This window comes from Neolewinella persica DSM 23188 (genome assembly GCF_000373105.1).
Lineage (GTDB): Bacteria > Bacteroidota > Bacteroidia > Chitinophagales > Saprospiraceae > Neolewinella > Neolewinella persica.
Genome location: NZ_KB890447.1, coordinates 96560 through 111965, shown reverse-complemented (window position 1 = coordinate 111965; position 15406 = coordinate 96560). Strand labels below are relative to the sequence as shown.

The 15406-nt window shown below is 56.1% G+C and carries 12 protein-coding genes; all 12 read right to left on the bottom strand.

Annotation, left to right across the window (positions count from 1 at the left end):
• Positions 1–2: 2 nt before the first annotated feature.
• The 12 genes from B036_RS0119505 to B036_RS0119450 all read right to left on the bottom strand — a co-directional run bounded on the left by B036_RS0119505 (position 3) and on the right by B036_RS0119450 (position 15405).
• Positions 3–3398 (bottom strand): hypothetical protein, encoded by a 3396-nt coding sequence (locus B036_RS0119505; RefSeq protein ID WP_020570411.1) that lies wholly within the window; start codon positions 3396–3398, stop codon positions 3–5.
• A complete protein-coding gene (locus tag B036_RS0119500) occupies positions 3395–7024 on the bottom strand; it encodes a baseplate J/gp47 family protein (protein WP_020570410.1) in 3630 nt (1209 codons plus the stop codon). The genes B036_RS0119505 and B036_RS0119500 overlap by 4 nt, the downstream gene beginning before the upstream one ends.
• 12 nt (positions 7025–7036) lie before the next feature.
• Positions 7037–7450, bottom strand: a complete 414-nt coding sequence (locus tag B036_RS0119495; protein ID WP_020570409.1) for a GPW/gp25 family protein — start codon at positions 7448–7450, stop codon at positions 7037–7039.
• A 13-nt stretch (positions 7451–7463) separates the two neighbouring features.
• Complete coding sequence (locus B036_RS0119490; RefSeq protein ID WP_044103223.1) at positions 7464–7751, bottom strand: PAAR domain-containing protein; 288 nt, start codon at positions 7749–7751, stop codon at positions 7464–7466.
• 2 nt (positions 7752–7753) lie between these two features.
• Positions 7754–9475: a type VI secretion system tip protein VgrG gene (gene vgrG, locus B036_RS0119485; protein WP_020570407.1), complete on the bottom strand. Its 1722-nt coding sequence runs from the start codon at positions 9473–9475 to the stop codon at positions 7754–7756.
• On the bottom strand, positions 9472–10167 hold the full coding sequence (locus B036_RS0119480) for a CIS tube protein (protein WP_020570406.1): 696 nt from the start codon (positions 10165–10167) through the stop codon (positions 9472–9474). Before B036_RS0119480 ends, vgrG begins: the two co-directional genes overlap by 4 nt.
• Entirely contained in the window at positions 10168–10347 is a 180-nt protein-coding gene (locus B036_RS0119475; RefSeq protein WP_020570405.1) for a DUF5908 family protein, read from the bottom strand. It abuts the gene before it with no gap.
• Between the two features lie 12 nt (positions 10348–10359).
• Complete coding sequence (locus B036_RS0119470; RefSeq protein ID WP_020570404.1) at positions 10360–10794, bottom strand: phage tail protein; 435 nt, start codon at positions 10792–10794, stop codon at positions 10360–10362.
• A gap of 14 nt (positions 10795–10808) precedes the next feature.
• On the bottom strand, positions 10809–11240 hold the full coding sequence (locus B036_RS0119465; protein WP_020570403.1) for a phage tail protein: 432 nt from the start codon (positions 11238–11240) through the stop codon (positions 10809–10811).
• A 147-nt stretch (positions 11241–11387) separates the two neighbouring features.
• Positions 11388–13091 (bottom strand): phage tail sheath family protein, encoded by a 1704-nt coding sequence (locus B036_RS0119460; RefSeq protein ID WP_020570402.1) that lies wholly within the window; start codon positions 13089–13091, stop codon positions 11388–11390.
• 13 nt (positions 13092–13104) lie between these two features.
• Complete coding sequence (locus B036_RS0119455; RefSeq protein ID WP_020570401.1) at positions 13105–14565, bottom strand: phage tail sheath family protein; 1461 nt, start codon at positions 14563–14565, stop codon at positions 13105–13107.
• 3 nt (positions 14566–14568) lie between these two features.
• Positions 14569–15405 carry a hypothetical protein gene (locus B036_RS0119450; protein WP_020570400.1) on the bottom strand — a complete coding sequence of 279 codons (837 nt, stop codon included), beginning with the start codon at positions 15403–15405 and terminating at the stop codon, positions 14569–14571.
• Position 15406: the final 1 nt, after the last annotated feature.

Here is a 15406-nt window from a genome sequence, read left to right as displayed (position 1 = left end):
GGTTAAGAACTTGATTGGGTTCCGAGGGAGGTTTGATTGAGGCGGACGGGGTTCTCGTCATCTCCGTCCTCGCAGTCGTGGAGGGTAGCGGTTGGGTACACATTGTGCATTTCCTGGAAGAGGGTCAACAGGCGATGGAGCCGAAAACTGACGGTTAACCAGGGCGTGTAGAACTGTTGAAGCATGGCCCGGAGGGCAAGCAAACTGGCATCGTCTGGTGCTCGCCAGGCCGCCCACAAGGCGGGGTCATTAGCCGCTATTTGTTGCAGGTCTGCTCCAAAATGATCATAGTCATTCGGGGCGGGATTAAGCGGCCAGGCAGCCGCCATTATTTGGTTCGCCAGGTCGGCAGGCGGATCCGTGTTTGCGGTAGCGACCAACGCCATTTGTTCCCGCAATCGATCACCGAAGTAACCCAGCAGCAACTGGGCATCGGACCTGCTTGCGGGGGCCGTATCGGGGCCGTCATTGGCCTCCATCCAGTACAAGACTGCGCTTTCCATTTCGTCGTTCAGCACTGGCCAGTTAAACGCTGCGTTGGCCTCCAGCCAGGCACACCAACGGGCGTCAAACTCATCGAGTGATTCGCCGATCCAACACACTTTAGGCAGCAGGTGAACGGGGGTTTCCTGTCGGACGAGCCGGTCGGCATACCGCCGCAGGTCCATGTCTTCACTAAAGGGCTCAGCACTTGCAGGCAGCAGGTAAGTCAGCCGGAAGCTGTACGGATCTTCCAACCCGTAGTGCTGGCAGTCTTCGCCCAGGCATACATTCATTAGCGCATCGCCGGGGAATTTTGGCCGCAGCAGCAGGTGCTCTACCACGTAAAGCTTTTCCTGCTCCAACTGCCCGGTCACCAGGGTTTGTAGACTCAGGGCGTCAGCGCCTCCGTCCAGCAGGGCAATGTCTGTTGTCTGTGGCCCGTTGCCGTCGTCAGTGGTCAGCGTAACGAATACATCAACGCCCTGAACACGGTAGTTCGTCAGGTCCGTCGCTTGCTCAATCACTAGTTCAATGGTGGCCCAGGCGGCGGCTTCAGCTGTTTCTGCGGTTAGGAATAAGGTGGGCGCGGCCGCAGGTGCGGGGAGAAGGACGAGTGCATTCAGGGTTGGGTCGCGTAGCGCCCAGGTAGTCTCCCAGCCTTCTGGCGTTCGTTGCGTACTTAACTCAAAGAGCGAGCGGATATCTCCCATCCCCAGCAGCCTGCGGATACGATCTCCGATGCCGGACCGGTTCCGGTAGCCACACACCTTTTCCCCGAGGCGATAGTTGAGGCCCACACCCCGCCGGGCACTGATTTCGGGGTAAAAGCGCAGGAAGCGGATCTTGTCCTGAATCAACTTTTCAGGGCCATAAGCCAGGCGGGTGCTCTGGTCATGGATCAATAAGCTGTAGTTATCAATCCGTTCTCCAAACCGAGCCAGCAGGTGATCAAGAAAGCGGTTCCGTCGCTCCGCGAAGGTCCCTTCACTTTCAGTAAGTTCGGCAATCTGGTCCTGCGCAGTCAGCGGATCAGCCAATAAGCCATCCAGGTGGGCCAGCGGCCCGCCCGCCGCGAAGAGATCAGGGTGCTGATAGGTGTCGGCCATCTGCTCGTCGGTGCTGAACAGGTCCCCAAAATGGGTCAGCTGATCAGCGGTAGCCGCCGTCATCATCTCGAAAGGAAGGAGGAAGGCAGCCAGCTGCTGGGCCTGGGCCTGCCGCAGGGGTGAAGCATCAGCCGGCAGGCCTTCCACACTTAGTCCGTAGGTCGTTGGTAAGGTACGTTGAACGGGCAGGTACGATGGTGCGGCCCGGTGAATACCGGTAGGGATAGGAAAGTCAAGTTCGTCTACCGGCAAAGCCAGCGCCCGGTCTGCCGACCGTAGTTGCAGCAAAATATCCCGCAGCTCCGATTTTCGGGGAAGCAGCGGCAGACCATCTTTATAGGGCATCACCTGGCTGGCGGCCAGGTACAGGGCAGGGTAATGTGCCGGGCTTACCGGAATACACCAGGTATGAGCTGGCATAACGGGCTTACCGTCTTCATCGTACACCGTGAACTGCAGGTTCTCGATCCGTGCCACCCCCTCAATGTCCATCAATTCGTTGATCAGATCACTTACGTAGACCTGCTCCCTTAGCTGAGAAGACACCAGGTCTTCCTCGAGGATGAAGCCATGGTCAAGGGCAGGCCCGTTAAATATCTCTTCTGTCGTTAGTCCCCGATCGGTCAACTCCGTCAATGTCCGGAAGGGAACTCCCGGATTGAGCAACCGCTCCAGGGTCCGGTAAAAGGTGGCCAGGGTAAGTTCCACATCGGCCGTCGGCGTCAGGTGAAGGTCTGCACAAACAGCGACGTCTTCCGCTTTAATGTGGTCGTAGCGGCAATAGTCCTCCCCAAGCCGACGATTTTCATGGAGTAACGTCACGCTTTGCGCCAAAGCTTCAGCCCTTATTTTGGCCTTTTGCTGGTATTGGTCCATTAGGCCGCTTTCGATGATGGCCGCCAGGACACTGTCCCCCGAAACATTGCCGTCCAGGCTACCGCCTGGCCAGATACGAATGGTCACCTCAGGAATCTCGATAGTGGTTGTATCTCCATCAAGGGTAAAGGCCAGGAGAAGGTCGCAGTAAAAGATATTCCGCCACCCACGGACCAACTCATCGCGGTCAATTTCCTCGGGGTTATCGGGAGTTTCTCGGTTCCGCCGGAAGCTGGTAAGGGCTGTGGTCCCCGCTAGTACTGCTTCTTCTGCGCTAAAATCAGCAAAAGGGCTGGGGAAACTGGTCTGCCAATTTGGGATCCGTATTTCTACGGTGTGGGCGCGGCTGACGTTGGCTTCATCAAGGAAGAACAACTGGCCTTCCACCCGCTCGTTATTCAGGTTACCCAGGGCATCATCCGGGGCGAATTGAAGATAAAAGTCCGTAAAGCCCTTTAGCCTGACGGGATGCTCGTGCTCGTCCGGCACCCCCTCGGGCAGTAAGCGCCAGCGAGGGGCAAAACGTAAGCTTTCCAGCTCGCATTCCGGATAGAGCAAGGGTGCGCAGGCACAGGCTTTACATACGGCCCAGGCGTTGCTTAATTCCAGGTGGTCAATGAGCAGGCGGCGAAAATCCGCATTGGTTACCGGAGCATTTGTCATGATCCGGCGAGCCGTAAAGAAGGGTTGCCGGTGGTCGATTCCGCCACCAGGGCCCGTTAGTAGATCCGCGATGTCGAAGCTGCCCCGGTAGCCGATCTCCGCCAGCGCATCAGCCAGGTGCTCGGCCAAGGTGATACCGGGGTCATGGGCGTTGAAATCCGTCCACTTTTCGTTCGCCATCCGCTCAATGGCGGCATAGGCCGTTGCCCGCAGAGAGGTATAGTCAGCGGCAGGAGTTGGAGACAGGCTGGGATCAATTACGGTGTTCATCCTTCGGGGTTGTTTTCGGTGATCAGTTGCGCACGGCGGCGGGGTCGCCCGGGGCTACATACTTCGGGGATAACCACGACCTCCTCTTGAGGTAAGGGAGAGAAATTATGGCTTAGAGCCGAGGCCAGTACACTGACCAATTTGGTGGGCCGTAGCAACTCTTCGTTGTTCTGGGCAGGGTCCGCCAGATGCAGTAACACGAGGTCTTTGATGACGTCTACGTATTCCAGTTCTTCCAGAAAATTCACTACTGACGACTGCTGCACCCCTGCCCTGAAGTCCAAACTACCAAGGCCCAATGCCTGCCAGGGAGAAAGGTAGCCGATCAGGTCTTTCTGAATTTGGCCAAAAGCCCAGGCGTCATCGTAAGCTTTATGGAATCTCACTTTGGCGACTACCCGTACCTCCTCCACCAATGGGTTACGAACGTGTAGCGTCGCGTGGCAACTGATGCGCTTCCGCAAAAAGTCCGTGATGGCCTCCCGGGTAGAGAGGCTGACGTAGGGTCGCAGCGTATCAATGCTCGCCCGGCCCAGGGGGATTACGGTGAAGTGCCCGGCCCGTAATTCATGGTAGATGTGCTGGCCAGGAGCCGCTCCCGGCGCGAACTCAAGGTGGTTAAGGCAAATCACCCGCTCTACTTCCGGGAAAGCCTGCAATACCAGGTGTTCCACGTCCCATTCCATCAGCGCGCGTTCATTGTGGCGGAGGCGTTCGCTTAATCTGGTGTAGAATTCATCCCGCTCCTCCGGGGCTGCCCCGTTGAAGCTCGGATAGGGCTGCGTAGTTTTCTTAACGCCGGGCAGGGGGACCAGCATTTTGGTAATCGTCTCTGCAGGCAACGGTTCGTTGCCAGCAATTTGTCCCTCCGCAAATACCTGAACTACCCGTACACCATTCAGGTGTATGCCCTGTAGTTGGTTTATCGCTTTAGTCTTCGTCAGAGCGCTGATCCTGATCCACTGAATGTCGGTAGTGCCCATTCTGGAGCAATCCAGGCTCAGGTTCTGCGGCAGCTCCAGGTTTACTAACCCAGACCGGAGTAGCTGGTCCGTACCGTCAACCAAATCTTGCTTGCCGAAACTCTTCCACTCGTTCCCGTCAAGGTAGTGCCACAGCAGGTGGTTGGTCGGTTTCTCCAGGAGAGGATCCGCCGTACCCTCTTCGATCTGGAACAGAAGACTCAGGACCGGCCCTGGCTCCCATTGCTCTATTCCAACTAATAATGCACCTGCGTCCGCGCCCCAATCCCCATTCGGGAAAACGGACGGAAGCAGGTCAATTTCATCAGCATTTGTCGTCGTAGGCTGGCTGCCAAAAGGCGTAAGGTGGAAATATTCGGTGGTAATTGCCTGGCCGTTCATCACATTACTATCCGTTTCGATTACCGTATAAGACAGCGATACCTCGGTCATCTTTGGGTCAAAGGGAACCGATGGTTCGTTAAACCCTGATTTTCCTGCCGTCCACCCCGCCAGTGCCTTGGGGTAACCCGCATGGCCGTAATGCCCATTCAGTCTGAGCCGGACAAAGCCACGGACACTATCGCTTTGGTAAGCAAGTGTATCAGCGAAGGTCGGCTCCATCATGCTCTCCTGATCAATGCTAAAAGTCTTACTGCCCGAACTGCCGGTATGGTTGAAGCTTGCTCCAATAAGTCCAAAAACACCCTGGTTCAGCCTTTCAAGTTGGGTACTGACGCCATTCGGATGACTGTTTTGCCATCCCCAGTACAGCGTAGCATTAGCACCGCGCTTCTGGAATAATTCATTGGCCCCGATATTAAATACTGAATTTTGGCGGGGGGCCGGACCAAAAGGATAAAAAGCTTGCGCGCTATCAAGCGGACCGGTAGGGCCGGAAAGGACCAACTTGCGGAGGCCGGTCACGTTTAAGCCAATCTGAATCTGAGTTACCCGGGAATTCCGAAGTTTATAATAAGCATAGCCCATTTCGTCGTGCGGCAATTCAAACCTCGCAACTGGAAATGCCGTCGTAATGCCCAGGCCATGGACATCCTCGCTGTAAGGCAAGATGGCCGGATCATCGGGCTCCAGGGATATCGACAGGCGCAGATCGTTCTCCACACTGGCCTTTCGTTGCAACCAGCCTTTTGCCGTACTCAGGAAGATCTTAAATGATTGCCCCTTCAGTGCATTAAGCCCCGAGCCCGTAAACCTGAAAGTGATGGTCCGGTCTCCCTCCTGCAAAAAGAGGTAATGAGACGCAAGAACAAAGCCCAACCTGGCGGCAGGCATACCCGCTTTCAAGGTGTTTCCCTGCTTGCTTTTATGGCCAAAGGCATCCCAACTTACGGTCCCTTCCGGCATGTCCTCCTCCCCGGCTCCGTCGGGGCTGTTCACCACCGTGGCGGCGTAGAGGCGGCCGGCATCCTTAGGGGGAAAAACCACGCGGTTCTCACCCGGAAAATCGTAGACCTCCGGACTATTGTGTACCTTAAAAAGTGCACGTTGGTGAACGATCCTGGCGGGCAATACATTTACGCCCTCCTGACTGATAAAACTGCGCTGCCGGCCTTGCTCATCCTTACCGCCCCTAAAGGTGGTACCGGGCAGCAAATAAGCCGCTGGCATGTTTTTGCGGGCTTCCAATACCAGATGTACCTGAGGGGGCTGGCTGGCGGCGGGGGTGGTTCTTAGCACCCTGCGGTAGTAAAAGTCGAGGTGTTTATCCGTCAGCTCATTCAACATCGCCCGCTGGGCCTCCCGCATTTCCAGGAAGGTGAGCAGTAAAGCCAGGTGAGGTTGGTGAGTAGGTTGTTGCAGCAGGGCATCCCAGTAGGTTTGGGCGCCGGCGCGCAGGTGCAGGGCGGAGGATACAAAAGCCTCGTATATGCCGTGAAAGAAGGTATGGCCCAAGGCATGGATAATCTCCGCTTCCGGCTCAGTATTGAGTGGGCCGGGGCCGAAAACAATCGGATCGGAAGTGAGGTTGCCCAGGTAGTCGGTCCATGTTTCCTCCTCCGTCCAGCGGCCGTTCAGGGAAAGATTGTCCGTCAAAAGATCGGCAGTATTGATGAGGGGTCCGCCAGCGGCGTAAGTATCCCGCAAATAACCGGGAACCTCGTCAGCTCCTAATGCGCCGAAGTAAACGGGGTTGGCCGCCAGGTAATATTGTAGCCAGCGGCGATAAGCCGGGGCAAGTTGTTTTTTTATCAGCGCTTCCGCTTTTTGCCGTAAGGGCGAAGCAACCGGGAGGCGCTCCGTCAACTCGTCCAATGCCACAACGGCACTGCTCAATAAGTCAAAAATGCCCAGTAGTAGCTGCTCTTTAGGCAAGGGGCTTTGGTGGTCCTCGATTAGTTCCCGGTAGGCAGCGAAATGCTGACCGAGTTGCTCGAGCGGCCAGCTGATCAGCCTCGCAGTCACAACGGCAGGATGACGTTCATAAAAGGCCGTCCAATTCCCCGATGCCACTCCGTTCTTGTTGACAAAATGGAACAACGCCGCTAAGCGGCGCGTAAATTCAACGCCTTCTACCACAGATTTCTCGTCTACCCCCACGTAGTCCGTAGCAAGGGCTGCAGGTAGCCGTCCACCCTGGAAGCTACCGTCTGGGGGCAGCGGGTGAGGATTTTTCAGCGGATTATCGGCAGGAGTTGACATGGCGCGTTGGGCTTAAAGTTGTTCCAGAAGGCTGCCTTCTTCCAGGTAAAAGGGATAGACGAAATTGTAGCGGGTGTTGGTCGCCCGGATGCGGTAATCCACCACCAGCTCCACCCGTCCTTCGGTGAGAAAACTGGTATCAAGGGCAAGCTTATCCACCAGGATGCGTGGCTCGTATTGCAGCAGGGCAATACGGATACGGTCAAAAAACTCTGTCTGGGTCGTAGTGTCCATACTTTCGAAGAGCAAGTCCTGAAAGGCGGCCCCGTAGTCGGGCCGCATGGCCCGCTCGCCGGGAAGGGTACTGATGAGGATGCGTAAGCTTTCGGCCACGTCTTGTGGTCCCGAGCTCATTTCCACGCCGCCGGCCGCCTGGGAAAAATCAGGGGGAAAACTCCAGCCAATACCTAGATAGTCCTGTTCCATGGTTTGTTATTGATTAGTTGATGATGACGGTTGGAAGTCCCACCACGATGCTACCGCCGTGGCTCGTGGAATCGCCCATCCGGGCAGCGGGCACACCGCCGATAAGTACCGTTGGGGAGCCCACCAGAATCGCATCGGGCGGACCGGCACAAGTGCAGGTATCCCCCACAACGGCGGCAGGCATGCCGCCAATCAGCACCGTTGGTTGGCCCGGCCCCGCTATGGGGCCGCCTACGTGGGGTGATGGTCCGTTGCTGAGCGGACAAACATGCATGTCACCTATTCTTGCTGCTGCCGGCATCGTTAATTGATTTGTACCATGCCGCCCTTCAAAGTCAGCATTGCGCTGCCTTCCAATTTGGCCGTGGTGGATGATTTCATTTCAAGACCGGCACCTTCAATGGCGACTTTGCCCGTCGCCTTCAGGTTCAGATCAGTAGCCGATTCTATTGAGATGCCCGAACTGCTCATGGTAATCGTATTTCCATGCTGGTCTTCCAGTTTGATCTCCCCATCGTTACCATTTAGCCGGAGCAGATCACCCGACATGGTGGTTAATTCGATGGTTTTTTCATTGTCGTCGAAAACGAAGCGATGCCCGCCGCGGCTCACGTAGCCGGTCTGCTCATTATCTTCTGTAGGCGCTAATGGTGACGGGTGACTGGAGGAGTGCAGGCCGCCAAGAATTACGGGATAGCGTGGATCAGCGTGAAGAAACCCCACCACCACTTCATCGTTTACTGCCGGCCGGAACGTAAGGCCCGCCTCCGTGCCGCCAACACCGGCCGCCAGCCTTGCCCAATTCCCCGCGCCCTCCGGCGCGGTAGCCGGCAACGTTATCTGTATGCGCTCCTCCCCCATCGGGTCTTCATGAACATTGAGCACCGTGGCAATGTGTAAGCCACTAACTGCAGGCAGTAACCCAGCCGCAGGTGGCGCACTCACCGCATACTTCTCCGTATGCCGCTCCGGGGAGAGACCCAGCTGGGCGGTGGTCGTCCATTGCCCCGCCCGCAACTCATGGCGGATACCCGAGATGTAGGCCTGCCCGTTATACACCGCGCCCATCTTGTCCAGCTCCACAGTATCCCCTACGGTCACGCTGCTCGTTCCCTGGAAGACCATCGTGCCGCGAACACGGCTTAAAGCAGAAAACCGGCTTGTTGCCGTAGACCAACCCGACAATTCAGCGGCTTCTACGCCACCGCCCTGCACTTGTTTTAACGGGGATAAATCATGACTGTCGGCCAGCGCAGCAGTACTGTACGCGTCGCCTAAGCTGAGGTTAACACCTGCATCTTCTTTCATTACTTCGTCGTCAGCAGCACTCCAGCCATAGCTTTCTACTTCGACGAACTGGTGGCGATTGTCCACCTCTGCGTCAAAGCTCATCAGGTTGGCTCCGTAAGCCAGCTGCAAAGCAGCCGTCGCGGCTAATTCGGGTTTAAGTATCTGAACCTCGCCGTTTTTAGCGATCACGACCAGGCCATTAGCCTCAGCTCTGCTCACCATAAAATCCCAGTCGGTGCAGAGGTGCTGGGTTAGTTCGGGTACAATCCGATCACCTCCGGAGAAATCCCCCGTAAGACCTGCAGCGTCCAAAAGCACCTGCCAGGCATCGGCGTCTGACTGGTCTTCGAAATAACGCGTCTGCCGTTTGATGGCCATCCGGTAGGAAGCACCTTTGCAGGTGACGACTAGTAGGGTCTTGTCGGCCCGTAACTTGATGGACTGTCCCACCACAATGCCCTTAAAGACCGTTTCATTAGTGCCGGTATATCCTAGTTGAATGTTTATTTCGCTGCCGGGATCAAAGTGACCACTCTCACTCAGGGCGAAAGTCTGCGCAGCCAGGCTGCCATCTTCCAGGATCAGCGTAGCGGAAGGGATCCGGTTTACCTCCTGGTCAACGACAATAGACAGCACGGGCAGGGAGGGCCCCAGATCAAGGCCATTACTTGCCACCGCAAAGCTAACCGACGAAGCGGGCGCCACCGTGGGGATCAGGGAAGGGGAGTTGATCATCGGGCGGGGCTTTTAATGGGAGGAAAAGAAAGGGTTCTTCCTACCGGTAAACTCCGGTAACTGTTCAGCTCATTATGGCGGGCCACCGCTTGCAGGTGTACTAAATTGCCGTACACCTCCTGGCAGAGGTTGGCCAGGGTATCCCCCGCCCGAACCACCCGACGGTGCGTCAGATCGGGAGACAACAGGTGGTTGATCAACTCCCCGATTTTGTCGGAAAAGCTGCCCTTAAAAGAAACTTCAGCTACGGCACGAATCGGCCGGCCATCATTGGAGAAAAGCTTAAAATTGTAGTTCAATGCCGTCACCCTTCCCTTGAAGATCATGGCTCCCCAAATAATGGTAAAGTGGCGCATATCGTGGGTCTCCGGCTCTACGGAAAGGAGGAATTTCTTGAACAACTCCGTTTCCGCAATCACGTCAGGCCGTGCAATGCCGTCCAGAATACCGCTTGCATCAAAATGAAGCTCGCAGGTAAAGACCCCCGGGGGTGTTTTCTTGTATTTCAGCGTCGAGGTGCTCTCCGTTCCGTCCTTTGCTTTGACGGTTTCGTCCACATCGTATTCCACGGCGTGTTCCATGCCGTAACTCTCCGGGTTAACGAGCACCGGAAAAGAGGGCGGCAGCGCGGGCTGCTTCCGATCGGCGTCTTTAAACGCCAGTATCTTCATTTTTTCTAAAGGCCCAAGCATTTAGCGTTCGTTTTTACGGTTAAGAATTTGCAAGGCTTGTTCTACGGCTTCCCGTACCAAAGCATCCTGGCCTTGCTTCGCCTGCTGCGCACGCGCCTCTGGCCGTTGTTGGCTTACGGGTGCCTGACGCGCTTCGTTTGCCTTGACGGTAATGACCAGTTCTTTGATGATGACGGGCATATCGAATGAGTTTTATAGCAAATGAAAAGTGCGGTAGCCCAACTCCAGGGTTTCGATCACCAGGGCGTTTTCCTCGGCATTGAAATCTGAAACTGACCACTTTTTTGGCCAGGCCCGGTCTACCTGCCAGCTGCGTAAGGGTTCGCCTTCCGGGTTGAGCAGGTGGACGGTTATGTCCGTTGGGCTGAGTTCAAAATTGGTAAAGGCGTTTTTGCACCAGTTGACCAACTGAGAGCTCTCCACGAGTGCACGTGTCAGCACCAGGTCCGCGTATTGTGTCCGCACCGGCAGCACGTGTTCAAATCGGTTCTCACCGCCTTCCACCACGTTCTCCGTGGTGAACTCTACATTCAGGCCACTTACGGACTGAAAACGGATGTCTTCGCCCCCTCCGGAAAATCCGAAGTGAACGCTGAAATGAAAACCTAGTGCGGGGGTAAAGTCCATGGATTAAAGTGCTTTTAAGTGGTCATCTGATGCAGCGACTCCATCGCAATTTCCACACCCTCCACCGCCACTTCATTAGCGTCCGATTTGAGTTCTGAAGGCATGTACTTCACCACGAAGCAATTGAGTGCCCGCCAGGTGATCACGGGTTCCAGCTCTTCGTTGAGCAGTTTGATGGTGAGGTCCCGCCGTTCCGTATTGTTGAACTGGTGGGTGCTGAACCAACGGTGAAAATCAGAGTCCAGCGCCAGCGTTCCCCGCTTCAGGGTAATGTTGCCGAAAGCCAGCATACCTGGCATCTTTTGCTTGTAAGCCACGGGGCTGGCCCCTTCACGATATTCGATGATCTCGGTGGAGGATTCCATGCCGGTTAATTCCGTGAAGCCGACGCGTTCGCCGCCCCATTCCACGAGAAATCCGAATTTTAATAAGGGTAAGTCTGCCATGATTCTGGAGAGTTAATTGTTAGAAATTAATTGTTTTTGGGCGCGGACGCAGGTGCAATACCGGAGACCAGGAAGCAAGGTGCCACCTCCCTTAATTGGAGTTGTAAGACGCCGTCGATAGTCGGCCAGGACTGGCCTGACAGCGCACTAGCTTTGGGCCTGCTGCTGGCTGAAGCGGAGGATGATGAATTCCGCTGGCCGGACCGGAGCCAGGCTGATATCGACGATCATGCGGCCGTTTATCACATCGTCTGCCGTCATCGTCCGGCCTAAACCAACGGCTACGCGGTAGGCGTCTTCCGGCCTGGCGCCCTGCAGGGCGCCTGCGCGCCATTGCAGGTTGAGGAAATTTTCGATCATGCCCTGTACCCGCCGCCAGGTGTTCGCATCATTGGGCTCAAAGACGAAGGCTTCAACGGCCTTCTCGATGGATTCTTCCAGGAAGATGAGCAGTCGGCGGACATTGACGTAGCGGTCGTCGCCACTATTGCCCGCCAATGTGCGGGCGCCGAAGATGAGTGTCCCCTTGCCGGTAAAGGCCCGGATGGCGTTGATGGACTTACCGTTGGTAGACACGTTTAGGTTAGCCAACTCCGATTGGGTAAAACGGGCCGTAGGCCCTAGTACGGAGTTCAGGCTCTCGTTGGCCGGTGCTTTCCAGACACCCCGGGCAGCATCCACCCGTGCATATACACCTACCACTGCTCCGCTTGGCGGGTGGTGGGTAACGGCGTTCTCGACTCCGTTGGCTACTGTGCCGTAAAGCGGGAAAAGACTACGGAGGTTATTCTCCAGATCGTAGGCTGAAAATATCGCCGCCTGGTAGTCGGCAAAAGCTGTCGCCAGCTCATCGGTTAGGGTGTCGTCCGCATCATAGTTAGTGATCGCCGCATCGAGGGCGACCCGCAAAGGGGGAATCTCAACAGGTAGTGGTACTACGGGGGGATCGGCTTCCGAGGCATCGAGGGCTGCGGTAAAAGCGGTGGTGTCAACAGGTTGAGGGCCCGCTTGAATTTCATTATGGGCAGTGATTACCGTATTGACCAGCATCAAAGGCAGAATGTCCGGATTGTCGTCATGCAACGTAGTGTGGTCAAACCCTACAAGGGTAGATCCATCGGCAAAGTTGAGCGTAATGCTTTGTAGCAGCGAAAAGTCAATTGGGTGTTGCAAGGAGCATTGCAACCACGGCGTGTACGTGGCACCATACTTGAGGTTATTAACACCAATGGCATCCCGGAAATCTTGCCCGGGTGCAAACCCGACGCGCTGAATGGTATCTCCCTCCGTTAGATCACAGACGGTAAACCTATCCTTCAGATCCCCACACTGGGCGAGGGCGGCTTGTTGTACCGCAATGAGACCGGCATTGTCCATTGCCGCCGCGTCGGGAAAGAGTAAGAGTGTAGGTTCGTCTACCCGGCTGATGACATCAAGGCCGGTTCCTGCATCCGTGAAGTTCGCTGGTACGATTTCGGGACCTCCCCCGGGATCGTAACTGTATCCACCGACGGAAACGATGTAGCATTCCCCTCCGCCATTGGCATAAAAGAGGCGAATGGCATCGTAGAGGTAAAAGTCAAGTTGCACATCGGAGCGGAGGAAGCGCAGCTGGGCATCCAGGAACACTTCGGTCAGCCGTAGCTCAGGGCCGAAACCGAAGAGCGCTTCAAATTCTTTTTGGCTCTGAATTTTAACGGCGACGTTGATGAGGCTCTGTCCGTCGGCATCCTGCGTAAGCTGGGTATACCCCAGGAAGGCCGGCACGGCGGTAGGTACTGCGGCTACCGAAGGAGGCAGTACGGATATTTCTTGGGTGTATACGCCCGGGACTTTTAGATTGGCTAGCATGGGGAGGTGATTTTTAGCTGTTGGGTAAGTGCTGCATGAAGCGGAGAACGATGAATTCGGCGGGGCGAACGGGCGCCACGGCGATCTCTACGATCATCCGGCCGTCGATAACATCCTGTGGCGTCATCGTCCGGCCCAGGCCAACGGCCACCCGAAAGGCATGTTCTTGTTTGGCACCCTGCAGGCCGCCATCGCGCCAAAGCAGGGTGAGGAAGTTTTCGATCATCGATTGTACCCGTGTCCAGGTATTGGCCGTATTGGGTTCGAAAACGAATTGTTCGGTGGCTTTTTTGATGGACTCTTCCAACATATTCATCAGCCGGCGGACGGAGATGTATTTGTAGTCTCCATCATTTCCTGCCAGGGTGCGCGCGCCGAATACCAGGATGCCTTTGCCCGTAAAATGCCGGATAGCGTTGATAGATTTTCCGCTGATGGCGTCTACGTTAAGGTTGCCAAGTTCGGTGTGGGTAAAGACGTCGGTGACGGACTGTATCCCGCTCACACTTACGTTGGCGGGGGCCTTCCACACTCCTCGGGTACGATCGACAAAAGCGTAGAGTCCGGCCACCGCCCCGCTGGGCGGCATCGGCAAAGCGGTAGCATTGAGCCCGCGTAGAATGCTGCGATAGGTGGGGGATTCCTGAAAAAGTGTGGTTGCTTCCAATGAGTCCGGTCCGTTGGCAACGGCAGCTTGAACCAATACTTGCTCGTCGGGCGGCACTGCGTCCTCCAAACTCACCCCTGCACCTGCGGCCGCGCCCACGAAAATATTAGCATTGGCATCAAGAATGTCAGCGTTATAGGGTTTTGCAAGGGCAGCATTTAACCAAGGCGTATAGGCAGCTCCGTAGGCCAGGCCCGCTGTCCCGGTGTTCGTCCGGAAGTCGGCTCCGTCTACGGCATCTTCCGGCAAATCGATGACAGCCACGCGGTCCATCAGGGTTTGGCAGTGGGTCAACATAAGGTTGGCTAATCCGTACATGGGGTGAGGGTCTCCAACTGCGGGAATTAAAGAAACCGCATCGGGCATCAGTAAAATGGTCGGCTCATCCCAGGTTTCCAACACAGCAATCCCATCCTGGAGCTCGGTGGCGTCGGGCGCATCACCAGCGGCAAGCGCATCACCGACCGAAACGATGTAGCAATCACCACCGCCATTGGCATAGAAAAGTTGCAGCGCTGGATATAGATAAAAGGTCTGGTCCAGGCTCGCCCGCACGAACTGGTGGTTATCATCCAGATCGATCCGGGTAATTGCGGGGGCAAGGCCCCGGCCAAAAAGCTCCTCAAACTCAAGTAACGAACCGATTCGAACGGGATCAGCCGCGTTTACCCCTGCGGCTAAAGGGGGCCCCGGCCGTCGGGCCGTGTAACCAATAAAGGCGGGGATGGCCGTTTCCACGGCCACCACTGAAGGCGGGAATGATGATATTTCCTCGACATAAACGCCGGGGGCGCGGTAGTTAGCCATGGTTTATGGTTGTTTTTCTTTGAAGTGAAGATCAATGGGGCTTGCCGCTGGCACGCCCAGTTCAATGAAGCCCAGCACGCCAGGCGTCCCCGCCAGGCCAATGAGGCAATAATGGTCAGTAATACGTGTTCCGCTAAGCCGGTAAAGACCGGTAGGGAGCTGCGGGAGTTCAAGAAAATAGCTTGGTTGGTCAGGCTCAGTTTGGGAAAAATCGAGCGTTTTCAGCAGTAGATCTGCCCGCATAGGATCCCGTACCTCGATAGGTTCGTTACCGTCGCTGTCTTTATCCAAAGAGAAGGAGCGCGAGTAGCTGGGTAAAAAGCGTGTTTCATCAAGGCCGACCCCAGCTGCGGGAATACTGAAGTCCCCACCACCGGCGACGGCCTGGTCGGTAAGAAAGAATACCAGTCCTCGAATCTGCTCGGTTTCCTGGTCAGGATCAGCAGGTGCGGGGTTGGCATCAGGGCCATCGAAATCGGTTTTTTCCCGAAAGCGAAAATCGCGGATGGAAACGGCTAGCTGCAGTCGGCTGTCTGCCGGAGGCGGTAAGGCGGTGGAGGCCACCAGGCTGCCGCCCTGGGTGCCGGGTAACCAGCGCCAACCGTAGCGTTTCAGGGTGGCCTCGCCCCTTTCGGTGGGGCGAATGTCCAGGAACTGCCGAATGTCGTAGTTCAGGTAGTCATTGAGCTCGCGGGGAGTCAGGTTGTACCGCGTAAGAAAGTCGGTCTCCGGAGCGGTGGCGTCAGCAACAGTAAGCGGTACGGTGGTCACTCCGCCCAGGAAGGCCGGCTGCCAGCAGCGCAGGGTTACTAAAGCGTCGTATATGATTTGGAAGCCCATG

Excerpts from the sequence above, each read along its gene's own strand:
- B036_RS0119505 (WP_020570411.1), bottom strand. The coding sequence starts at position 3,398 with ATGAACACCGTAATTGATCCCAGCCTGTCTCCAACTCCTGCCGCTGAC.
- B036_RS0119500 (WP_020570410.1), bottom strand. The coding sequence starts at position 7,024 with ATGTCAACTCCTGCCGATAATCCGCTGAAAAATCCTCACCCGCTGCCC.
- B036_RS0119495 (WP_020570409.1), bottom strand. The coding sequence starts at position 7,450 with ATGGAACAGGACTATCTAGGTATTGGCTGGAGTTTTCCCCCTGATTTT.
- B036_RS0119490 (WP_044103223.1), bottom strand. The coding sequence starts at position 7,751 with ATGCCGGCAGCAGCAAGAATAGGTGACATGCATGTTTGTCCGCTCAGC.
- vgrG (WP_020570407.1), bottom strand. The coding sequence starts at position 9,475 with ATGATCAACTCCCCTTCCCTGATCCCCACGGTGGCGCCCGCTTCGTCG.
- B036_RS0119480 (WP_020570406.1), bottom strand. The coding sequence starts at position 10,167 with ATGCTTGGGCCTTTAGAAAAAATGAAGATACTGGCGTTTAAAGACGCC.
- B036_RS0119475 (WP_020570405.1), bottom strand. The coding sequence starts at position 10,347 with ATGCCCGTCATCATCAAAGAACTGGTCATTACCGTCAAGGCAAACGAA.
- B036_RS0119470 (WP_020570404.1), bottom strand. The coding sequence starts at position 10,794 with ATGGACTTTACCCCCGCACTAGGTTTTCATTTCAGCGTTCACTTCGGA.
- B036_RS0119465 (WP_020570403.1), bottom strand. The coding sequence starts at position 11,240 with ATGGCAGACTTACCCTTATTAAAATTCGGATTTCTCGTGGAATGGGGC.
- B036_RS0119460 (WP_020570402.1), bottom strand. The coding sequence starts at position 13,091 with ATGCTAGCCAATCTAAAAGTCCCGGGCGTATACACCCAAGAAATATCC.
- B036_RS0119455 (WP_020570401.1), bottom strand. The coding sequence starts at position 14,565 with ATGGCTAACTACCGCGCCCCCGGCGTTTATGTCGAGGAAATATCATCA.
- B036_RS0119450 (WP_020570400.1), bottom strand. The coding sequence starts at position 15,405 with ATGGGCTTCCAAATCATATACGACGCTTTAGTAACCCTGCGCTGCTGG.